Origin of the sequence: Acinetobacter radioresistens DSM 6976 = NBRC 102413 = CIP 103788, assembly GCF_006757745.1 — a bacterium.
Classification (GTDB): Bacteria; Pseudomonadota; Gammaproteobacteria; order Pseudomonadales; family Moraxellaceae; genus Acinetobacter; species Acinetobacter radioresistens.
This window is the reverse complement of sequence record NZ_AP019740.1, coordinates 727,039-748,687: the sequence shown is the minus strand read 5'-3', so window position 1 is coordinate 748,687 and position 21,649 is coordinate 727,039. Positions and strand designations below refer to the sequence as shown.

Genomic DNA, 21,649 nt, shown 5'->3' with positions numbered 1-21,649 from the left:
TACAGTTAAGTATTACTGCCACTGCAACTGTTCACGTAAACGAACAACTTCACCAATGATCGTTAAGGTCGGAGCCTGAATCTGATGTTCTGAAACTTTAGAGACAATATCTGCCAATGTGCCGATTACTACTTTCTGCTCTGGTGTAGTACCTTTAGAAACGAGTGCAACCGGCATATCTGGGCGCTGGCCATGTTCTATCAGTCTTTCACAGATTTTCTCAAGTCCTACCAGACCCATATATAGTACTAGTGTCTGATTCTCATACACCAGCTCTGACCATGGCAGTTCCGGTGAACCTTCCTTTAAATGCCCCGTCAAAAAACGTACACTTTGAGCATAATCGCGATGAGTTAATGGAATACCGGCGTAAGCAGAGCAACCAGATGCCGCAGTAATACCCGGCACGACCTGAAATGCGATACCTGCTGCAAACAGCTCTTCAATTTCCTCACCTCCACGTCCAAAAATAAACGGGTCACCTCCCTTAAGACGGCAAACCCGCTTTCCTTGTTGTGCGTACTTTACCAATAAGGCATTAATTCCTTCTTGCGGTACGGCATGGTGGGAACGCGCTTTACCAACATACACCTTTTCTGCATCACGTCGGCAAAGTTCCAGAATAGGTCCAGAGACCAGACGGTCATAAATGACTACATCGGCCTGTTGCATCAAACGCAGGGCCTTTAAAGTAAGTAATTCTGGATCACCGGGACCTGCCCCGACCAGGTAGACCTCACCTTTTGGCGTTTTCCAGGTTGAGAGGGCCTGCTCGATTAGCTGCTCTGCATCGGTCAACCTGTCATTAAACACCTGTTCTTTAAGCGGACTGGCATACAACTCTTCCCAAAATATTCGGCGCTCATCAGGATTGACTATTACTTCCTTAACGCGACTACGCCATTTTCCAGAGAATTCAGCCAGTTTACCCATTCCATAGGGAATAGCCGCTTCGAGCTGGGTTCGAATCTGGCGCGATAATACTGGTGATGTCCCGTTACTGGCAATCGATATTACCAAGGGTGAACGGTCAATAATTGCTGGCACCATAAAACGGCAATGTGGAGGGTCATCGACACTGTTCACTAAAACATGATCTGTCTCACAGTCCAGAAAAACCTGCCGGTTTACCTCTGCAACATTAGTTGCGGCAATAACCAGACGATACTGCTTTAATTTAATATCAGCCGGATAACTTAGTGCAATATGCTGTCCGGCTGTTTGCATGACAATCTCTGCCAGTGCCGGGTCAATATCGGGTGCCAGTACATCAATGATGGCACCTGCCTGAGAGAGCAAGACCGCTTTGCGGTAAGCAATCTTTCCTCCTCCTACAATCAGACAAGGTTGCTGCTGCAACTTTAAAGAGATTGGAAAAATATCCACAAATTTTACCCTCATATCACTGCAATATTTTATCATCATCCCTTTGAACCGGGATGTTAAAAAGTAAATAAATAGCAAAAAACTTGCCATTTTTGGTTTATCAGCTGGTGCAAAAATGGATAAAGCTTGAACTCAATTTGGATAGTCAAATTTCCTGATGATGTCGATGATAGATCTAATTATTCAGGAGATTACTATCATGGCTGGATCTTATATTGACGTCCAAACAGCAACAGGTTCGTTTAAAGCATATCTTTCCGTTCCAGAAGCAGGCCAAGGCCCAGGCCTGATTTTGTGCCAGGAAATCTTTGGTGTAAATGAAGTGATGCGCCAAAAAGCAGACTTTCTGGCGGAAGAAGGTTACACCGTAATCGTGCCAGACTTATTCTGGCGCATTCAGCCTAATGTTGAACTCGGTTATACCGATGACGATTGCCAGAGAGCATTCGACTTATATACCAAGTTTGATCAAGACACAGGTATTGAAGATATTCAGTCTACTATCAATACCCTTAAACACTTAGAAACTGTAAATCAGGAAACAGGTATAGGTTTAGTCGGTTATTGCTTAGGCGGGAAACTCGCTTATCTGGCTGCTTGCCGTATTCCGGAATTAGGTTGTGCAGTGTCGTACTACGGCGTAGGTATTGAACAGAATCTTGATGAAGCGAAGAATATCAACTCTAAGCTAGTTTTGCATTTTGCAAAACTTGACCAATTCTGTGATACCAACACACGGGAAAAATTCTTTCTGCATTAAAAGATAATACAAAGATCGAAACCTATGTCTACCCAGGCGTAGATCATGCATTTGCTCGTCCGAACAGTATGCACTATGACAAACCAAGTGCATTAATGGCACATGAGCGCAGTATTACGGCACTCCGCAAAGCGATTGGTCCACACTATGACCTCGCTGCCCTATGGGAAGAACACGTCCGTTTCGAATTTGATACGCGAAATGTGCCAGATACGATGGCAACCATGGTTGCTGAACCTTATGTAAATCATATCCCAACTTTAACAGGTGGTGTGGGTTATAAACAACTTGCACGCTTTTATCAGTATCACTTTATACATAACAATCCGAAAGACATGAAATTAACTCCAATTTCACGCACTGTCGGCTCTACGCAAGTGGTGGATGAATTCATCATGAGCTTTACCCATGATGAAGAAATCGATTGGTTAATTCCAGGAATTAAGCCAACAGGCAAATATGTCGAGATTCCGATGCTCGGAATTATCAAATTCCGTGGACCAAAACTTTGCCATGAGCATATCTACTGGGATCAGGCAAGCCTGCTTGTACAAATCGGGGTACTAGACCCAACCGGCCTACCAGTTGCAGGTATTGAAACTGCGAAGAAACTTCTGGATGAAACGCTCCCCTCAAATGAATTGATGCCCACTTGGCCGTCAAGTGAAAACAAACCTGTTGGCGAATAAGGAATAAGGTTCTGACTCTTCGAGCCTCTATGAAGGAATATGATTATGCTGAATGTAATGACCCCAGTAATACAACTTGAACCACGGTCACTTCGCCAACTACTTGGTCAATACGCCACAGGTATTACGGTAGTGACTGCCCTGGATGTGAATCAAAGAAAAATAGGAATGACAGCCAACTCCTTCACATCAGTTTCACTTGATCCCCCGCTTATTCTCTGGAATATCGCAAAGTCAGCAACCCATTTTGAAGATTTCAAACAGGCAGAATACTTTGCAATCAATATTCTTAATGAAGATCATTATTTAGAATCAAAACATTTTTCTAAATCTGCGGATGACAAATTCGAAGGACTTGATGATGTAGATGAGTACATGGGCATACCAATTTTAAACAAGTCCCTCACGACTTTTGTGTGTCGTCAGTATGAACTGCATGAAGCGGGTGATCATTACATCATCGTTGGTCAAATTGAAGCGTGCCGCAATCAAATGGGTAATCCACTGGTATTCCATAACGGACAGTATAAACAGGCTAATGTACACCAGGCTTTTGCTGGTGTGTAACCCGGCTCATTTGTTTAAAGGATTTTTAGAATGAAACAACATCACTTTTTTAAAGATAACCGGTTTTTATTAGGTTCATTTGCTTCAAACTGTTCAGGTGGCATGACCGTTTCAACACTTGAAGATCGTTGGAATGCAAGTTGGGAGAAGAATTTAGAACTTGGTAAAATGCTGGATGAGGCAGGGATTGACTTCATGCTACCGATTGCACGCTTTACTGGCTATGGGGGGCAGACAGATTTCCAGGGTACAATTTTGGAAACCATGACGTGGGCAGCTGCTTTACTAGCCTTGACAAAAGATATTACTGTCTTGGCAACAATTCAGACAGTACCTAACCATCCTGTAGTTGTTGCCAAACAGATTGCAAAATTATCTGAAATCAGCCAAGGTCGTATTGGTTTAAATATTGTCGCCGGATGGAACAAACCTGAATATGAAGCTTTAGGATTATATTTACCCGATGACCATGAAACACGCTATGGGTATGCACAAGACTGGTATGATTTAATTAAAAAAGTATGGACCAGTGAAGAAAAATTTGATTTCGAAAGTAAGTTTTTCAAAACTAAAGGAACTTATGGAAAACCGAAACTCCTAGTCCACCCTCCAATTTTTAATGCAGCAGGCTCTAAAAATGGTCGTGAGTTTGCAGTAAACAATGCAGACTTCCTGTTTACGCCAGCCTCTGATTTAGGCCGGAGTAAAACTGAAATTGAAGAATTAAAACAAACAGGTCTTAAAGTGAATCGCAAGGTTAATGTGATGACCTGACCTTTTCACACGTGATTTGCCGTCCAACGCAAGAAGAAGCCCAGGCTGAATGGGATCGTCAACTCAACAATGCCGACGTGGTAGCTGTCGATAACTTGATGAGTCTAATGTTCGCGCATGCTCAAAGTTTTCCAAAAGAAGTTCAACAATCGATTCGTGAGGTCATGAGTGTTGGCCATGGGGGTTTTCCTCTGCTAGGGACCCCAGAACACGTTGCTCAAGGCATTATTGACTTACATAAAGCAGGCTTCAGGGGTACAACGCTTTCTTTCCTTGATTATAGCCGCGAGTTTCCATACTTCCGTGACCATGTTTTACCCATACTGGAAAAATATAATATTCGTTAACCCCCTAAACCGACACATTTACTGTCGGTTTATTTTTTTAAGGAGGATTTTATTGTGAAATTTTTATTACATGAGTTAAGTGCAGGTGTCTTATGCTGCTTTCTTACGACAACTACATTGGCGGCTAATTGGAGCAATACCTCTTTAGTAGCCAGTTATGGAAGAGACTTTTCTGAACCTTTTAAAAATGATGCACAAGGTAATGCGATTGATATTAAAAAGTACATATTTAGTTTGGTTTACTTAAGTGGCTATACCTATGGGACCAATTTTTTCCAATTAAATATGCACCAATCATCCAATGAGCCGAATACCAATAAAGCATCTGGTCATGGAGCTCAAGAAGCTTATGTTATTTATCGGCACACCTTGGATATTCCAAGTATTACACAACACAAAATCGAAGATTCTGCCTGGTTAAAAAGCTATGGCTTCACTGTTGGTTTTGACTGGAATACCAAAAATGATGACTATGGTTCTAATCGTCAAATGTATGTTGCTGGTCCAAGCATCACCCTAAATGTACCTGGTTATTTAAATCTAAGTTTACTGGGCTATTATGAAAGCAATGATGCCAATGTTTTAACCAGTAAATACACGTATGATCCATATCTTGCCTTACAAGTACTTTGGGATTTTCCAGTAATGCAAAGTAATTGGAATTATCAGGGAATTGGTGTTTGGATGAGTCCTAAAGGCAAAAATGAAACCGGTGGCAAGACGGCAAGTGAAATTTTTGTCGATATGTCAGTCATGTATTCTTTATTGAAAGACAAATCTGTTCACCAGCCAAAATTGAAAGCTGGGGTTGCCTATCAATACTGGAAAAACAAGTATGGTAATAATGAATCAGGGGAAGCAGGACGGGGAGCAACAGCAAGTAGCCCCATGCTTCGGCTTGCCTATCACTTTTAAATAATAACTTACCTGTACTCTAATGAATTACCAGATCAGTATTTTTATATTATTTTGATTTAAATAAGTTTATTTAAAATGAGATAAAACACAAAAGCAAAGATTATGGATTGATTTTTGCATAGAAAATATCAGCAAGCTAAGGATAGAGGTAATTATGTATAGTCAGAAACATAGGTCTATTTCTAGAATTCAGTCTCACACGCAGAATATTCATGATGCCAGGCACTGTCTTGATTTAATTATTGGTCCACATGATTTAGTTGACTCGAATAAATATGAACCTCTAGATTTTAGTTTTCATGGTTCACAGATCGGTCGTATGATTATTGGTGACTTAACTTACGGTAAAGATATTATTTTTAAAACCCATGACCAAGAGGATATGAACTATTTTTGTATTACACGCCCTAAAAATGGGCGCCCCTTGTTTAAAAAAGATGGTGCTATTTTCTATGCATGTCATGATCAGGCTTCAATTGTTTCTCCTGAAGATAAATTTGAATTAATCATCGATAAAAACTGTATTCAAACCTTCATTTCTTTTTCAAAAACTTTTGTTGAAAAAATCTTATCTGATTTAATTTCTCAACCCGTAATACAACCTCTTATTTTTGAGAATGTAATGGATAGTCACAATCCCAAAATTAAAGCCTGGTGGGATTTAATCGATAGCATTAAGAACTTTACGCATAATTTTACCAATGCCTCTTTCTTTCAAGAAATGCGGTCAGATTTTGAATATATTATTGTCAAATCATTATTATTGTCACAGCCAAACAATTACAGTGATTTGATTTATAAAAATACTCTGGACTACCCTGATTTTCTTAATCGGTTATTAGAGTTTATTCAAAAAAATATACAGCAAAAAATTGAAATTTCAGATCTGGAATACGCTTCGGGTTTAAGTAAAAAGAAATTAAATACAATTTTTAAAAAATATTTAAAATGCAGCCCGAATGCCTATATTCGACATTACCGACTTAAATGTATTTATAATGAAATTTCCCAATCAAGCTATAAAATTAATATTACTGAGATTGCATACAAATGGGGAGTTACGCATTTAGGTCGCTTTTCTATTGAATATAAAGAAGTATTTGGTGAAAAACCTAGCGAGACTTTAAAGAAAATTATAGAACGCTAATTAGCACATCATAACTTAGGTATTAATTCGAATTTATTGATTCATAAAAAAAGCTAAATCAGATGATTTAGCTTTTTGAATTGATCAATTAATCAATAAATTCTTGTCCGCCCATATATGGACGTAATACCTCAGGAATTTCAATCGAGCCATCAGCACGTTGGTAATTTTCCATCACAGCCAATAGCGTACGTCCAACAGCCAAACCTGAACCATTTAATGTATGCACAAATTCAGTTTTTTTCTGGTCTACACGGTAGCGGGCCTTCATACGACGAGCCTGAAAATCCCCCATATTAGAACAAGAGGAAATCTCGCGATAGGTATTTTGGCTAGGCACCCACACTTCCAGATCATAGGTTTTAGTGGCACCAAAGCCCATATCTCCACCACATAGCAAAATTTTACGATATGGTAAACCCAGTGCCTGCAAAATGCTCTCTGCATGGGCAGTAAGTTCTTCAAGTGCCTGCATGGATGTTTCAGGCTTAACGATCTGTACCATTTCCACTTTATCAAACTGATGCTGGCGGATCAGGCCTCGGGTATCACGGCCATAAGAACCGGCTTCACTACGAAAACATGGCGTGTGCGCTGCATATTTCAATGGAAGGCGAGCAGTATCAATAATCTCGTCACGCACAAAATTCGTTACAGGTACTTCTGCAGTCGGGATCAGGTAATATTCTTTTTCCCCCTGCAATTTGAATAGGTCTTCTTCAAATTTTGGTAGCTGGCCTGTGCCACGCAGGGAATCAGCATTTACCAGATAAGGCACATACGCTTCGGTATACCCGTTTTTAAGGGTGTGCGTATCGAGCATAAACTGGGTTAAAGCACGTTGCAGCCGCGCCAGAGGACCTTTAAGTACACTAAAACGTGAGCCGGTTAATTTGGTGGCTGTTTCAAACTCCAGTCCACCCATCCACTCGCCCAGGTCTGTATGATCCTTGATTTCAAAGTCAAACTGACGTGGAGTACCCCATGTTAAAATTTCAACATTGTCACTTTCATCTTTGCCTGCTGGTACAGACTCATCTGGCAAATTAGGAATATTCATTGATTTGGTTTCAAGCTCGGCTTGCAGTTCAGCCAGTGCCAGTTCAGCAGCTTTGATTTCATCACCAATTGCTGACATACGTGTCATAATCTCTGATGCGTCTTCACCTGCTTTTTTAAGCTGACCAACCTGCTTTGCTCCGGCATTACGTTCTGCCTGCAAATTTTCAGTCTTCTGCTGGATTTCCTTACGGCGCACTTCCAGAGCTGCCCATTCTTCCACATCAAGCTGAACACCGCGTTTTGCCAATGCTAAATTTACAGCCTCAATATTATTTCTGAGTAATTTCGGGTCAATCATAGCCAATCATAAATAAGGTAAAAAACTGGCTATAGTGTAAGCTCTTCAAGGCAAAAAATACAGACAGCACAGGAAGTTGTTCGGATGATTCGCATAATAAGCCCACAATTTCAACTATAGTGCCCTTCCTTTCTATAGCGGATATATAAGAGAAATTGTAATGAAAAAGCTGCCACAAGGCAGCTTTTTAAATTTAAAAGAATTTATTTACTGGTCAATAATATCGGTGCCTTTTGGTGGAGTGAAATTAAAGGTAGAGGCCGGAATAGAAGCATTAACTTTTACATTGCTAAATTTTACATAGGTGGTCTGGCCAAGTGAATCTTCTAAAATCATCAGGCTTGGAGCTTTGTTGGTACCAAAGCTAATAGTCAGGCTCTGAAAAGCCCCTTCATTATTCTTTGGATAAAGGGTGTAATAGGTTTTGGCTTTATTTGGTTGCGTTACCCGATAAGACTGCATAATTTGGCTGGTATTACCAGAGAGCAGTAACGCTGGTGTATTTGAGACCTGTTCATCTAAAGACTGACGGACTGCCTGCTGAAGATCGGGGTCATAAATCCAGACTGTTTTACCGGTAGTAACAATTGTCTGTTTAGACGGGCTGCTGGTTTCCCAGAAAAATTTTCCAGGACGCTCAACTTTCATTGTACCTTTAAAGGTTTGGTTCATATGTTGAGCTGTCAGGCCTTTCTGCTTTTTAGGCGCATTGCCACTAACTTTAGTGGTCTGTTCAAAATTGGCGCTCAGACTTTGTATACCTTTGAGCTGCTGAACCAGATTTGCAGTTGCCTGCTGCTCCGATGCCGCCACAGGCGCAGCGATAACAGAGGTACTGATTACTGGCGCCAAGGTGGCTGCACCCACTGTCATAGCACATATGGTTTTACGAAGCATATTCATATAATCACCTTTATATTTGCCTGATCTCATTTATTTGAGTTTCATCTTAACTGACAAACTCTGCCCTAATCATTGAGAATATAAGATATTTTGTTATGTTCTTCATGCAGTTTGTTGAAATTTATCCATCATGATGAAGATTTTTTCTATAACTTTAGATATAAAAAAAGCCCACATTTATAGTGGGCTTTTCTCAAACAGTTTAAACTTATACAGCTTCAACTGTTACGTAGCGACGGCCAAATTGACCTTTCACTTCGAATTTTACTACGCCATCAGCAGTAGCAAATAAAGTATGGTCACGGCCCATACCTACATTTGCACCAGCGTGGAATTCTGTACCACGTTGACGAACGATGATGTTACCAGCAGTCACAGTTTGACCACCATAAATTTTAACACCTAACATTTTTGGGTTTGAATCACGACCGTTACGTGTCGAACCACCGGCTTTTTTGTGAGCCATGTCTCTTACTCCTCGTAATTAGCCTGAAATACCAGTAATTTTCAACTCGGTAAACCATTGACGGTGACCTTGTTGTTTACGGTAATGTTTACGACGACGCATTTTGATGATGCGGATTTTGTCGTGACGACCATGGCCAACTACTTCTGCAGTTACTTTAGCGCCAGCGACTACTGGAGCACCGATTTGAATGCTTTCGCCGTTCACAACCATTAGTACGTCATCAAACGTAATAGTTGAGCCAGTTTCAGCTTTCAACAATTCAACTTTAAGGGTTTCACCCTCAACTACACGGTGCTGTTTACCACCGCTTTGGATTACTGCGTACATGATGTACTCCAATCATGCCCGTGTCGTCGTGCCGGCAAAGGGATATACCGATCTTAAGACGAGCGCCACTGGGGTTATACAAGGCCAAAGATTTTAAGTGAAAACCGATCAAACAACAAGTAATTTACCCAAAATATTCAGACGACATTTGTATACACACTATTCTTTTTCCCTTACCGGTATTTTCAGTGATTTTTCTTTGCATTTTTAAGGCCACGCTGTATCTTGTCTGGCGCAACAGCATCATGGCAGCAGTTCTTTAGAAGAATATACTCAAAGGCAGCGGACCTTAAACTAAAGGCTCCCGTCTGGTTTAAGCCCTAGAATTTTGGCTACCTTCCTGGCTGCTTTAGGATACAATAGCTTTAATTTTTTAAGTATCAGCTATCTAAAAGCTGGTTACGGTGTTTAGACGTCTCACTGTTTAACTGTGCATCCGATTACTTTCGCAAGAGGTTCTTCTTCATATGGCCATCGATTTCAAGCAAGATATTCTCGCTCCTGTTGCTCAAGATTTTGCAGCGATGGACCAGTTTATTAATGAAGGAATCAGCTCCAAGGTCGCACTGGTCATGTCAGTCAGCAAGCATGTCGTTGAAGCAGGTGGAAAGCGCATGCGTCCGATTATGTGCTTGCTGGCCGCTTATGCCTGTGGTGAAACCAATTTAAAGCATGCACAGAAGCTGGCGGCCATTATTGAAATGCTGCATACGGCGACTCTGGTACATGATGATGTGGTAGATGAGTCTGGCTTACGCCGTGGCAGACCAACAGCAAATGCGACATGGAATAACCAGACTGCGGTACTGGTGGGGGATTTTCTGATTGCCCGGGCATTTGATCTGCTGGTTGATCTGGACAATATGATCCTGTTAAAGGACTTCTCTACAGGAACCTGTGAGATTGCTGAGGGTGAAGTATTGCAGTTGCAGGCACAGCATCAGCCAGATACAACAGAAGATATTTATTTACAGATTATTCACGGTAAAACCTCACGGTTGTTCGAACTGGCGACCGAAGGCGCTGCAATACTGGCAGGCAAACCTGAATACCGTGAACCTTTACGTCGTTTTGCCGGACACTTTGGCAATGCTTTTCAGATTATTGATGATATTCTGGATTACACTTCAGATGCTGATACGCTCGGCAAAAATATTGGCGATGACTTGATGGAAGGCAAACCCACCCTGCCGCTGATTGCAGCAATGCAAAATACTCAAGGTGAACAGCGCGACCTGATCCGTCGCAGCATTGCCACTGGCGGTACTTCACAGCTTGAACAAGTTATTGCGATTGTACAAAATTCGGGAGCGCTGGATTATTGCCATAAGCGTGCTACTGAAGAAACCGAGCGAGCATTACAGGCACTAGAAATATTACCTGAGAGTACTTACCGGCAGGCGCTGGTTAACTTGACCCGCTTAGCTTTAGACCGAATCCAATAATATTATTAAAAATTTTATGCATTTAAACTTTCAAGATCTTTTTCTCAGAATGCACCAGCAGCTTGAGCAACCTCAAGCTGTATTAGATGAAAATATTCTTATTGAGCTGGTTAACCGCCTACGCCCCGCTGATACCAAAAATACCGAAGAAATTGAAAGAAAATTTCAGGCATTTATTCAGTCGCTTTTAATTACACCGGCTGCTGCCTGTACATTTCAAACTTTTGTTCTACGTATTATTAATCATTACCGGCAAACCGCACTTTATGCTGACAGCGGCATTTTATCGTTAGATGGCTTCTGGAATCAGTTTACCCAGCGTTTAGGTGCACACTTTTTGCCGCTGATCAATGATGAAACCCAGCTGACCGATCTGCTGCACCGTGTCTTTCATCAGCGTACCGACAAATACTGGCTAGAAAATATTGATAGCCAGGACTGGCAGCTGTTCTTTAGCTTGATTAGCCGCAGTAATGGCAATATGGCAGAGAAGCAGTCAGTCCGTGATGAAATGATCCGCGCGATTACCGTTTTATCTTACCGGATTAGTGGTATTGGACTCTATCCGGAGTTTATTAATGCCTATCCTGAACTGACCGAATACGAATCCCCCTTTCTGGTCCAGAATCGGGAAGTCGTGGAATTTATTGTCCGCTATAAAAAGCTGCTTCAAAATCTGGACCAGTTTGCCGTGATGGAGCCACCAGATGCATCACAGGCATTTGTGATGTTTGAACAGTGCCGGGATGTCGTGTTCAAGATTCGCCGGTCTACCAAGCGTATTGGGGTAAGTTTAAGCCTCGCCTATCTGCTTTCACTGCTTGAGCAATGTCTGGACCGGATTGAATTGCTGCTGCATATCGTCACTGTAGAAGATATTTATACTTATGATGCACTCAGCCAGCTGCTGAGTGAGCTGGTCAAGGCACATTATAGTGAAAAAAGTGTACGGGCTTTATTGACCACTACCAGTGAGCTGATTGCCTTACAGGTAACTGAAAATGCCAGCCGGACCGGTGAACATTATGTAAGTACCGATAAAAAGGGCTTTTTTTCAATGTATAAGGCCGCAGCAGGGGCCGGGGTAATTATTGCCACAATGGCAACCCTTAAAATCCTGATGGCGCGTCTGGCCATGGCTCCGCTCATGCAGGCCTTTATGTTCAGCATGAATTACTCTTTAGGCTTCGTACTGATTCATGTCTTGCATTTTACAGTAGCGACCAAACAGCCAGCTATGACCGCAGCAGCGCTCGCTGCCACGGTACAGCATAAGAAAGGCTCTCGCACCGCACAAATTGCAGAACTGGCAGCCCTGATTATTAATATTATCCGGACTCAGTTTATTGCAATCTTGGGTAATATCTCGATAGCCATACCAACCGCAGCGCTGATTACCCTGCTATGGGAAGCCGGGATGCAAGAACCTCTAATGACCCATATGAAAGCTACCAAGCTTTTGCATGACTTGAATCCCTTTACTTCCCTTGCTCTGCCCCATGCAGCAATTGCCGGTGTTTGCCTGTTCCTCTCGGGACTGATTGCCGGCTATTTCGACAATATGGCAGTTTACCGTAAAGTAGGACCACGCCTGAAAGCGCATCCCCAATTAAAAAATCTGATGGGACAAGACCGCCTAGACCGTTTTTCTGCCTATATTGAACGTAATCTAGGAGCACTTGCCGGTAACTTTCTATTTGGGATTATGCTGGGCAGTATGGGAACACTGGGTTTTATTTTAGGATTACCCCTAGATATCCGGCATATTGCCTTTGCATCGGCCAATTTTATTCAGGGTCTGATGAATATTAATGGCGGGCCAGATCTTGGCCTCATCATTGTTTCTTTTATGGGCGTCCTGCTTATTGGCTTAACTAACTTGTTTGTCAGTTTTAGTCTCACCATTATTGTAGCTCTACGCGCACGACGGGTTCGTTTTGAGCAATGGAAACCTTTGGCAAAGTTAGTTTTGACACATTTTATGACCCGTCCTAGTGATTTTTTCTGGCCCCCTAAAATTGAAGAAGCAGCAAATTCTGTAGATAACTCGCTGTCTAAACCAGAAAAATAACTTAATTTTGTTGCGTTTATGTGATATTGCTTCTAACTGCTCAGTTAAAAATAAGATAATTCTAGAGACTTGAAAAAAAGTGTACCAGTCAGTACACTTTGCTTCAATTTATGGCTCCTAACTGATCAGTTAGAATACAAGGTTGCTGCATGCCCTACCTGTTCTTGCTTATTGCTTGCCTTATGCTTGTCCTTAGCGGACTGGTATCTTACATCCCTGCGCTTCAGGGATGGGATGTGGCACAAGTAAAGTGGTTCAGCCAGCACCGAACAGAATCCCTTAATATTGTTGCAATGTTCTTATCTAAAATAGGTGGTTCAGTTGTCATAGGATTTGTTGTACTGCTTTGGTGCTCAAGACTGGCATGGTATAAAAAATATAAAACCGTTATTTTTATTAGTTTCGGAATGATCGGCAGCGGCACGCTGGTCTGGTTATTGAAATGGTGGATTGCAAGGCCCCGACCCTTAGAAATATATCACCTGGTTCAGAGCTACGGCGCCTCATTTCCAAGTGCCCATAGTGTATATGCAGCAAGCCTTGCTTGTCTGTTGCTCTTCCTACTTCGCAAGCATCGTTATTATGTTTGGATTTCCCTTGCTGCGAATAGCTGGTGGATCATTATGGGAATTTCACGGGTTTATCTCGGGGTTCATTACCCAACCGATGTTTTAACGGGTTGGAGTATTGGTTTTATTTGGATCTCTCTGCTTTGGCTATGGTTTCGTCATAATCAGTCAGGCAAAAATAATTTATTTTTAGATAAAAATCTAAATGAGGTGGAACAATGACATCGGCAAAGCTTTGGGCACCGGCCCTTACCGCTTGTGCTTTAGCAACAAGTATCGCACTTGTGGGTTGTAGCAAAGATCCAAAGGATGCACAAACAGGCGCGGCTGCTCAACAAATGCCACCACCTGAAGTAGGTGTCCTGGTTGCTCAGCCACGAAGTGTAGAACAGTCTGTTGAACTCTCTGGACGTACCTCACCCTATCAGATTTCTGAAGTACGGCCACAGGCAAGCGGTGTAATCCAGAAACGTCTGTTTACTGAAGGAAGCTATGTCCGTCAGGGACAGGCTTTATATGAAATTGACTCGCGTACCAACCGCGAAAATGTAGCCAGTGCTCGTGCTACATTGAACCGCCAGCAGGCAAACCTGAATGTTCTGCGTGTAAAAGAAGGCCGTTATCGTCAGCTGGTAGGTACCAATGCGATTTCAAGACAGGAATATGATGATATTGTAGCTCAGGTAAAACTGGCACAAGCTGATGTTAACGCCTCTCAGGCAGAACTGCGTAATGCAGAGATTAATCTGGGCTACTCTACTGTACGGGCTCCAATTTCAGGTCAATCTAGCCGCTCTTCAGTTACAGCAGGCGCACTGGTAACGGCCAGCCAGACTGAACCTTTAGTTACCATTCAGCAGCTTGATCCCATTTATGTCGATATTAACCAGTCAAGTGCTGAACTGCTGCGTCTGCGTCAACAGCTGAACCAGGGTAACCTGAGCAGCAGTAACAACACTAAAGTTAAACTGCGCCTTGAAGATGGAAGCGAGTATCCGATTGAAGGGAATCTTGCATTTTCTGGCGCCAGTGTTGATCCGGAAACCGGTACAGTGACTCTACGTGCAGTATTCTCTAACCCAAATCACTTGCTGTTACCGGGTATGTATGCGACTGCAAAAATCGTACAGGCAGTGATTCCAAATGCAATGCTGATTCCACAGGCTGCAATTACCCGTCTTCCGACAGGACAGGCGGTTGCCATGATCGTAAATGCTAAAGGCCTTGCAGAAAGCCGTCCGGTACAAACTGCCGGTGTGCAAGGTAAAGACTGGATTGTGACTAGCGGTATTCAGGCAGGTGAACGTGTCATTGTAGAAGGCATTGCCAAAGTTAAAGAAGGCCAAAAAGTGAACCCTAAACCTCTACAGCCTCAGGCGGCGGCCCAGGGAAGCAATAACGCAAAACCAGCTCAACAGGCCAAACCACAAGCTGAACAAAATGCTACTTCAAATACATAAGGGGTAGACTGAATGGCTCAATTTTTTATTCATCGCCCCATATTTGCATGGGTGATTGCACTGGTGATCATGCTGGCGGGGGTACTTACTCTCACCAAAATGCCGATTGCACAGTATCCAACGATTGCTCCACCGACCGTGACGATTGCGGCGACTTACCCGGGCGCTTCTGCTGAAACTGTTGAAAATACAGTGACCCAGATTATTGAACAGCAGATGAACGGTCTGGACGGGTTACGCTACATTTCCTCAAATAGTGCTGGGAATGGTCAAGCGTCTATCCAGCTGAATTTTGAACAAGGTATTGATCCGGACATTGCACAAGTTCAGGTTCAAAACAAACTGCAGTCTGCAACGGCTCTGCTTCCTGAAGATGTACAGCGCCAAGGCGTGCGGGTAACCAAATCTGGTGCCAGCTTCTTGCAGGTCATTGCATTTTATTCACCTGATGATTCTCTGTCAGATGCTGATATTAAAGACTACGTTAACTCAAATATTTCTGAACCTTTATCACGTGTTGCAGGTGTGGGTGAGGTACAGGTATTTGGTGGCTCTTATGCCATGCGTATCTGGCTCGATCCTGCTAAACTAAGCAGTTTTCAGCTGACTCCAAGTGATGTAGCTAATGCAATCCGTAGCCAGAATGCTCAGGTGGCAGTGGGTCAGTTAGGCGGTGCGCCACTGACTAAAGATCAGGTGCTAAATGCTACAGTTACTGCACAAAGCCTGTTGCAGACTCCTGAAGAATTTAGCAATGTATTTTTGAAAAATACTGCAAGTGGCGCACAAGTCCGTATTGGTGATGTCGCCAAGGTGGAACTGGGCAGCGCAGATTACGGTTTTATTTCAAAATATAATAATAAACCAGCGGCCGGTGTAGCCATCAAACTTGCGACAGGCGCCAACGCACTCGACACTGCTGAAGCAGTCGAGGCACGCTTAAAAGAGTTACGTACCAGCTATCCTCAAGGGATGGTAGACGTGCTGGCATTTGATACTACTCCGTTTATCAAACTTTCAATTGAAAGTGTGGTTCATACACTGGTTGAAGCAGTCATTCTGGTCTTTATCGTGATGTTCTTGTTCTTGCAGAACTGGCGCGCCACCATTATTCCAACACTTGCTGTTCCGGTTGTTGTTCTAGGTACTTTTGCTGTAATTAATGTTTTTGGTTTCTCGATTAATACCCTCACCATGTTCGCCATGGTACTGGCAATCGGTCTGCTTGTAGATGATGCGATTGTTGTGGTGGAAAACGTCGAACGTGTCATGGCAGAGGAGCATCTTGATCCGGTTACTGCCACAGAACTGTCAATGAAACAGATTTCTGGTGCCCTGATTGGTATTACATCAGTGCTAACCGCAGTATTCGTACCCATGGCGTTCTTTGGGGGCACTACCGGGGGTCATCTATCGGCAGTTCTCGATTACGCTGGTTACTGCGATGATCCTGTCATTGATTGTAGCGCTTACCTTTACGCCGGCGCTCTGTGCGACCCTGCTCAAACAGCATGATCCAAATAAAGCACCAAGCAATAATGTTTTTGCCCGCTTCTTCCGCTGGTTTAACCATAAGTTTGATCGGATGTCTCACCGTTATCAAAATGGTGTAAGCAAACTCCTGCATCACCGTATTATTTCTGGTGTGTTTTATGTTGTGGTGATTGGCATACTGGTGCTGCTGTTCCAGAAACTGCCTTCTTCATTCCTTCCAGATGAAGACCAAGGCGTAGTCATGACGCTGGTACAGCTTCCACCTAATGCATCACTAAGCCGTACTGAACAGGTGGTTGACACCATGACCGGCTTCTTCCTTGAGAATGAAAAGGAATATGTCCAGTCTGTATTTAGTGTCGCAGGCTTCTCGTTCACCGGTGTAGGACAAAATGCGGGTCTGGCATTTATCAGATTAAAAGACTGGAGTGAACGTACTACCCCTGAAGCACAGATTGGTGCAATTATCCAGCGTGGTATGGCACTGAACGTTATTGCTAAAGATGCCAGCTATGTTATGCCTTTACAATTACCTGCCATGCCTGAACTGGGTGTGACTGCGGGCTTTAGCTTCATGCTGAAAGATGCAGGTGGTAATGGCCATGAAAAATTGATGGCCGCTCGTAATGCAATTTTGGGTATGGCTGCCCAAGACCCACGCCTGATGGGTGTGCGTCCAAATGGTCAGGAAGATACGCCACAATATAAAATTTCGATTGACCAGGCTCAGGCCGGTGCAATGGGAGTAAGTATTGCTGATATCAACAGTACTATGAGTATTGCGTGGGGCGGGTCTTATATTAATGACTTCGTAGATCGTGGCCGTGTAAAACGTGTCTATGTACAGGGTCAGGCAGACACCCGGATGATGCCTGAAGATCTGGACAAGTGGTATGTGCGTAATAACCAGGGCCAGATGGTCCCATTCTCAGCCTTCGCAACTGGTGAATGGACTTATGGTTCACCTCGTCTTGAACGTTATAACGGTATCTCATCGGTTAATATTCAGGGTACACCTGCCCCGGGTGTGAGTTCTGGTGATGCCATGCTGGCAATGCAGGAAATCATGGCCAAGCTGCCAAGTATGGGTATGCAGGGATATGATTATGAATGGAGCGGTTTATCACTTGAAGAAAATGAAGCTGGCTCGCAAACTGCTGCATTGCTTGCCCTTTCGATCCTGATCGTATTCCTGTGTCTTGCAGCACTTTACGAGAGCTGGTCTATTCCATTCTCGGTACTCATGGTTATTCCATTGGGTATTGTGGGTGCCGTGGTACTGACGTTCTTAGGTATGATGATTTCGAAAGATCCTAACCTCTCGAATAACATCTACTTTAAAGTTGCAATTATTGCGGTAATTGGTCTGGCTGCGAAAAACGCTATTCTGATTGTCGAATTTGCAAAAGACCTGCAAGAAGAAGGTGAAGAACTGTTAGAAGCTACGCTGCATGCCGCAAGAATGCGTTTGCGTCCAATTATCATGACCACATTAGCATTTGGTTTTGGTGTACTGCCGCTTGCCCTGTCTTCAGGTGCCGGTGCAGGCAGCCAGCACTCGGTAGGTTACGGTGTATTGGGTGGCGTCATCAGCTCAACATTACTGGGTATCTTCTTTATTCCAGTATTCTATGTATGGATCCGTAGCATTTTTAAACAGAAACCAAAAAACAGAAATAATCAGGAGCAAATATCGTGATGCAAAATTTCTGGACTTTAACAGGTCGCGGTTTTGCTTTGTCTGTTCTAGCGCTTGCCCTGACTGCATGTCAGAGCATGCGCGGTCCAGAGCCAGTCGCTAATGCCAATATTCCCAACAATTATATTGAAGCAGATAGTGGAACCTCGATTGCGGCACAGGGCTATAAAGACTTTTTCTCAGATGATCGCCTGAAATCGGTGATTGATCTGGCCTTGACCAATAACCGTGACCTGCGTACGGCGACCCTGAACATTCAGCGAGCCCAGCAGCAGTTCCAGATCTCTGAAAATAACCAGCTCCCTACCATTGGTGCCAGTGGTAGTGTACTACGCCAGGACAACCTGAACAGTCAGGGCCGTGGTCCGACTACTTCATACAATGTAGGGCTGGGTGTAACAGCTTATGAGCTGGATTTTTGGGGTCGTGTCCGTAGCTTGCGTGATGCAGCACTAGACACCTTCCTGGCTACGCAGACTGCTCGTGACTCTACCCAGATCAGCCTGATCAGTCAGGTATCCCAAGCCTGGCTCAACTATTCATTTGCCAGTGCCAATCTGGACCTGGCTGAACGTACACTGGCTGCCCAGCTTGAATCCTACAATCTGAACCGGAAACGTTTTGATGTCGGGATTGATTCTGAATTACCCGTACGTCAGGCACAGATTTCTGTTGAGACTGCTCGCAATGACGTAGCGAATTATCGCACGCAAATTGCGCAGGCCCGTAACCTGCTCAATTTACTGGTGGGTGAACAGGTTCCTGACAACCTGTTGCCACCGAAGCGTATTAGCCGTGTAACGAACCAAAATGTCCTTTCGACCGGTCTGCCAAGTGACCTGCTGGTTAACCGTCCGGACATCCGTACTGCTGAATATCAGCTGAGTGCCGCCGGAGCCAATATTGGGGCTGCACGCGCACGCCTGTTCCCGACGATCAGTCTGACTGGTTCGGCTGGCTATGCCTCAACTGACCTGAGTGACCTGTTCAAATCAGGTGCATTTGTCTGGTCGCTTGGCCCAAGTCTGGATATTCCAATCTTCGACTGGGGTACGCGTCGTGCCAATATTGCTATTTCTGAAACAGATCAGCAGATTGCCTTGTCAGATTATGAGCGTTCAATTCAGGCTGCATTCCGTGAAGTTAATGATGCACTGGCTGTTCGTAAAAATATTGGTGACCGTGTTGCTGCACAGCGTCGTCTGGTAGAAGCCACCAATACTTCATATCGTCTGGCAAATGCACGCTTCCGTGCCGGTATTGACAGCTATCTGACTGTACTTGATGCACAGCGTGCTTCATATGCAGCCGAGCAAGGCTTGTTGCTCCTTGAACAGGCCAATCTGAATAATCAGGTAGAACTGTATAAATCTTTAGGTGGTGGGGTTAAAACCACTAGTTCCGATTTGATTGCTCGCCCGGCTTCAACTGCTGAACAAAAAGCAAACCGAGAAGCGAAAGCTGTACAGTAAGCATAATTTATAAGGGAGCCCACTTCAGTGGGCTTTTTTATTGCTTTTCAAGTTCAAATTTTCTATCTTCAATTATGAACAAAAGGAAAATAAGATGTTATTAAGCAATCTAGAATCTGTTCCGGGTCACCACATTACCAGGCAAATTGATGTGGTCTATGGCAGTACGGTCCGTTCTAAGCATGTCGGACGTGACTTTATGGCTGGTCTGAAAAATATTGTAGGCGGAGAACTTAAAGGTTATACCGAATTATTAGAAGAATCCCGTCAGGAAGCCATGAACCGCATGATTGAAAAAGCCCAAAATCTGGGTGCCAATGCAATTGTCGGGATTCGTTTTTCTACCTCAAATATAGCACAAGGTGCTTCTGAACTGTTCGTATATGGGACTGCAGTCACCGTAACTCCAGTTGCACCTTCAATTCCAGATCCGTTCTCTTCATAAAATCACACAGGATGCCGGGTTATGGACGCTTTGATTTTTAAGATCGGAATTTTTATAGTGCTGTTCGTGATTGGCTGGGCATTTGGGCGCCATGTCGAATACAAACATCTGCGTGAACTCGAAGAAAAAGAAAATATGCTGGCACATATTACTGTTGATAATCAGCGCTTTCATACCACCTTGAATACCGGACAGCTCGTCTCGAGCAATGTAGTCATCTCACACGACTATTTTAAATATGTGATTGCCAATATTCAGAATTTTTTTGGTGGCCGGCTCACTGCTTATGAAAGTATTGTAGAAAGAGCTCGGCGTGAGGCAATTATACGTTTAAAGCAAGAAGCTCAGCGTACAGGAGCAACCCATATCATGGGTTTACGCCTGAGTACCACTGAACTCGGAATGCAGGGTGGCATGGTTGAAGTATTTGCCTACGGCACAGCAATTAAAACCACATAAGTCATTTTTAGCAGGGGGACTGAACAGGGTTTGCAGTTCTCCCCCAGCCCTCCAAAAAAAAGCACAGATCACTTTACTTTCATTTTACGGATCATTTTATATAGCAGTTTGGGTGATAGGCGAGATACCAGTACGCCCAGCTTTTCCTTGTGGCCTCCTACGACAATATATTCTTCCCCAGCCAATAAGGCCTCAACCGTAATTTTGGCAAACTGTTGTGGTTCCAGACCATTTTCTATTGCTTCATCCTGATGACCTTGTGGCTTGCCTTCTCCATTTAAGGCATTAAATGACACATTGGTTTTCACAAAACCGGGGAAAATTACAGAAACGCCTATACCCTCCTGAGCAACTTCAGCACGCAGACTATTGGCCCACATATGGATTGCTCCCTTGGCCGCCGAATAGGACGCGCGATACTGAGTACCCAGTAGTCCTGCTACACTTGAGACAAAGGCAATCTGTCCAGACTTCTGCTGGATAAAAGTGGGCAAGACTGTTTTGGTCAGAAATACCTGTGAGAAATAATCGACTTCCATGATGGCACGTTCGGTCTGCATGGTGGTATCCTGAATCAAGGCGCGCTGGCTGAGGCCTGCATTATTGATGAGCCAGTCAATGCGGCCTTTAGCAGCCAATACCTGATCATAAGCATGACGTACCTGACTTTCATCTGTTATATCCATAGGAACAACCAGATGATCTTGCGCATTTGGCAAAGCCAGACGAACTTTTTCCAGCTCATCATAACGGCGCGCGCTCAGGACCAGCTTTGCTCCTAATGCTGCACATTCTTGTGCCAGCGCCTTACCCAGGCCTGAAGATGCGCCAGTGATCCAGACGATTTTATTATTTAATTGCGGACTTACCATTTTTCTCTGCCTTTTA

16 protein-coding genes and 3 pseudogenes are annotated in these 21,649 nt (G+C 43.6%); 13 read left to right on the top strand and 6 right to left on the bottom strand.

Annotated elements, in window-relative coordinates; all coding sequences use genetic code 11:
• Positions 1 to 12: 12 nt before the first annotated feature.
• Positions 13 to 1,386 carry a siroheme synthase CysG gene (gene cysG, locus ACRAD_RS03435; RefSeq protein WP_005024968.1) on the bottom strand — a complete coding sequence of 458 codons (1,374 nt, stop codon included), beginning with the start codon at positions 1,384 to 1,386 and terminating at the stop codon, positions 13 to 15.
• A 199-nt stretch (positions 1,387 to 1,585) separates the two neighbouring features.
• On the opposite strand from cysG, the pseudogene ACRAD_RS03430 reads away from it, so the two are divergent.
• From ACRAD_RS03430 to ACRAD_RS03410, 5 genes and pseudogenes are all read left to right on the top strand, one after another.
• Positions 1,586 to 2,835 (top strand): annotated as a pseudogene (locus ACRAD_RS03430) (dienelactone hydrolase family protein).
• A 45-nt stretch (positions 2,836 to 2,880) separates the two neighbouring features.
• Positions 2,881 to 3,402, top strand: a complete 522-nt coding sequence (locus ACRAD_RS03425) for a flavin reductase family protein (protein WP_005024959.1) — start codon at positions 2,881 to 2,883, stop codon at positions 3,400 to 3,402.
• A 30-nt stretch (positions 3,403 to 3,432) separates the two neighbouring features.
• Positions 3,433 to 4,523, top strand: a pseudogene (locus ACRAD_RS03420) (LLM class flavin-dependent oxidoreductase).
• Positions 4,524 to 4,577: 54 nt separating this feature from the next.
• On the top strand, positions 4,578 to 5,438 hold the full coding sequence (locus ACRAD_RS03415; protein ID WP_005024952.1) for a hypothetical protein: 861 nt from the start codon (positions 4,578 to 4,580) through the stop codon (positions 5,436 to 5,438).
• Between the two features lie 157 nt (positions 5,439 to 5,595).
• The gene (locus ACRAD_RS03410; RefSeq protein ID WP_005024951.1) at positions 5,596 to 6,588 is read left to right on the top strand and encodes an AraC family transcriptional regulator; all 993 of its coding nucleotides are present in this window, start codon (positions 5,596 to 5,598) and stop codon (positions 6,586 to 6,588) included.
• 88 nt (positions 6,589 to 6,676) lie between these two features.
• Here ACRAD_RS03410 and serS read toward each other — a convergent pair whose 3' ends face one another.
• The 4 genes from serS to rplU form a co-directional block, all read right to left on the bottom strand.
• Positions 6,677 to 7,948: a serine--tRNA ligase gene (serS, locus tag ACRAD_RS03405; RefSeq protein WP_005024948.1), complete on the bottom strand. Its 1,272-nt coding sequence runs from the start codon at positions 7,946 to 7,948 to the stop codon at positions 6,677 to 6,679.
• Positions 7,949 to 8,155: 207 nt separating this feature from the next.
• Positions 8,156 to 8,851 carry an outer membrane lipoprotein chaperone LolA gene (lolA, locus tag ACRAD_RS03400; RefSeq protein ID WP_005015860.1) on the bottom strand — a complete coding sequence of 232 codons (696 nt, stop codon included), beginning with the start codon at positions 8,849 to 8,851 and terminating at the stop codon, positions 8,156 to 8,158.
• Between the two features lie 208 nt (positions 8,852 to 9,059).
• Positions 9,060 to 9,317, bottom strand: a complete 258-nt coding sequence (rpmA, locus tag ACRAD_RS03395) for a 50S ribosomal protein L27 (protein WP_005015863.1) — start codon at positions 9,315 to 9,317, stop codon at positions 9,060 to 9,062.
• An 18-nt stretch (positions 9,318 to 9,335) separates the two neighbouring features.
• A complete protein-coding gene (rplU, locus tag ACRAD_RS03390) occupies positions 9,336 to 9,647 on the bottom strand; it encodes a 50S ribosomal protein L21 (RefSeq protein WP_005015865.1) in 312 nt (103 codons plus the stop codon).
• A 467-nt stretch (positions 9,648 to 10,114) separates the two neighbouring features.
• On the opposite strand from rplU, the gene sdsA reads away from it, so the two are divergent.
• From sdsA to ACRAD_RS03350, 8 genes and pseudogenes are all read left to right on the top strand, one after another.
• Positions 10,115 to 11,092 carry an All-trans-nonaprenyl-diphosphate synthase gene (sdsA, locus tag ACRAD_RS03385; protein ID WP_005024945.1) on the top strand — a complete coding sequence of 326 codons (978 nt, stop codon included), beginning with the start codon at positions 10,115 to 10,117 and terminating at the stop codon, positions 11,090 to 11,092.
• A 16-nt stretch (positions 11,093 to 11,108) separates the two neighbouring features.
• The gene (locus ACRAD_RS03380) at positions 11,109 to 13,163 is read left to right on the top strand and encodes a site-specific recombinase (protein ID WP_026055437.1); all 2,055 of its coding nucleotides are present in this window, start codon (positions 11,109 to 11,111) and stop codon (positions 13,161 to 13,163) included.
• A 149-nt stretch (positions 13,164 to 13,312) separates the two neighbouring features.
• Positions 13,313 to 13,954, top strand: coding sequence for a phosphatase PAP2 family protein (locus tag ACRAD_RS03375; protein WP_005024937.1), 642 nt, complete (start codon positions 13,313 to 13,315; stop codon positions 13,952 to 13,954).
• Positions 13,951 to 15,192: an efflux RND transporter periplasmic adaptor subunit gene (locus ACRAD_RS03370; RefSeq protein ID WP_005015877.1), complete on the top strand. Its 1,242-nt coding sequence runs from the start codon at positions 13,951 to 13,953 to the stop codon at positions 15,190 to 15,192. The genes ACRAD_RS03375 and ACRAD_RS03370 overlap by 4 nt, the downstream gene beginning before the upstream one ends.
• A gap of 12 nt (positions 15,193 to 15,204) precedes the next feature.
• Positions 15,205 to 18,385, top strand: a pseudogene (locus tag ACRAD_RS03365) (efflux RND transporter permease subunit).
• A complete protein-coding gene (gene adeK / locus ACRAD_RS03360) occupies positions 18,385 to 19,857 on the top strand; it encodes a multidrug efflux RND transporter AdeIJK outer membrane channel subunit AdeK (RefSeq protein ID WP_005024931.1) in 1,473 nt (490 codons plus the stop codon). Before ACRAD_RS03365 ends, adeK begins: the two are co-directional and overlap by 1 nt.
• A 94-nt stretch (positions 19,858 to 19,951) precedes the next feature.
• Entirely contained in the window at positions 19,952 to 20,302 is a 351-nt protein-coding gene (locus ACRAD_RS03355; RefSeq protein WP_005015884.1) for a YbjQ family protein, read from the top strand.
• 21 nt (positions 20,303 to 20,323) lie between these two features.
• Positions 20,324 to 20,761 carry a YbjQ family protein gene (locus ACRAD_RS03350; protein WP_005024928.1) on the top strand — a complete coding sequence of 146 codons (438 nt, stop codon included), beginning with the start codon at positions 20,324 to 20,326 and terminating at the stop codon, positions 20,759 to 20,761.
• Between the two features lie 68 nt (positions 20,762 to 20,829).
• Here the strand turns inward: ACRAD_RS03350 and ACRAD_RS03345 are convergent, their stop codons facing one another.
• Positions 20,830 to 21,633: an SDR family oxidoreductase gene (locus tag ACRAD_RS03345; RefSeq protein ID WP_005024925.1), complete on the bottom strand. Its 804-nt coding sequence runs from the start codon at positions 21,631 to 21,633 to the stop codon at positions 20,830 to 20,832.
• Positions 21,634 to 21,649 lie beyond the last annotated feature (16 nt).

Bases quoted from the DNA above. Each gene is read 5' to 3' on its own strand.
- ACRAD_RS03425 (WP_005024959.1), top strand. From the start codon at position 2,881: ATGCTGAATGTAATGACCCCAGTAATACAACTTGAACCACGGTCACTT.
- ACRAD_RS03410 (WP_005024951.1), top strand. From the start codon at position 5,596: ATGTATAGTCAGAAACATAGGTCTATTTCTAGAATTCAGTCTCACACG.
- serS (WP_005024948.1), bottom strand. From the start codon at position 7,948: ATGATTGACCCGAAATTACTCAGAAATAATATTGAGGCTGTAAATTTA.
- lolA (WP_005015860.1), bottom strand. From the start codon at position 8,851: ATGAATATGCTTCGTAAAACCATATGTGCTATGACAGTGGGTGCAGCC.
- rpmA (WP_005015863.1), bottom strand. From the start codon at position 9,317: ATGGCTCACAAAAAAGCCGGTGGTTCGACACGTAACGGTCGTGATTCA.
- rplU (WP_005015865.1), bottom strand. From the start codon at position 9,647: ATGTACGCAGTAATCCAAAGCGGTGGTAAACAGCACCGTGTAGTTGAG.
- sdsA (WP_005024945.1), top strand. From the start codon at position 10,115: ATGGCCATCGATTTCAAGCAAGATATTCTCGCTCCTGTTGCTCAAGAT.
- ACRAD_RS03380 (WP_026055437.1), top strand. From the start codon at position 11,109: ATGCATTTAAACTTTCAAGATCTTTTTCTCAGAATGCACCAGCAGCTT.
- ACRAD_RS03375 (WP_005024937.1), top strand. From the start codon at position 13,313: ATGCCCTACCTGTTCTTGCTTATTGCTTGCCTTATGCTTGTCCTTAGC.
- ACRAD_RS03370 (WP_005015877.1), top strand. From the start codon at position 13,951: ATGACATCGGCAAAGCTTTGGGCACCGGCCCTTACCGCTTGTGCTTTA.
- adeK (WP_005024931.1), top strand. From the start codon at position 18,385: ATGCAAAATTTCTGGACTTTAACAGGTCGCGGTTTTGCTTTGTCTGTT.
- ACRAD_RS03355 (WP_005015884.1), top strand. From the start codon at position 19,952: ATGTTATTAAGCAATCTAGAATCTGTTCCGGGTCACCACATTACCAGG.
- ACRAD_RS03350 (WP_005024928.1), top strand. From the start codon at position 20,324: ATGGACGCTTTGATTTTTAAGATCGGAATTTTTATAGTGCTGTTCGTG.
- ACRAD_RS03345 (WP_005024925.1), bottom strand. From the start codon at position 21,633: ATGGTAAGTCCGCAATTAAATAATAAAATCGTCTGGATCACTGGCGCA.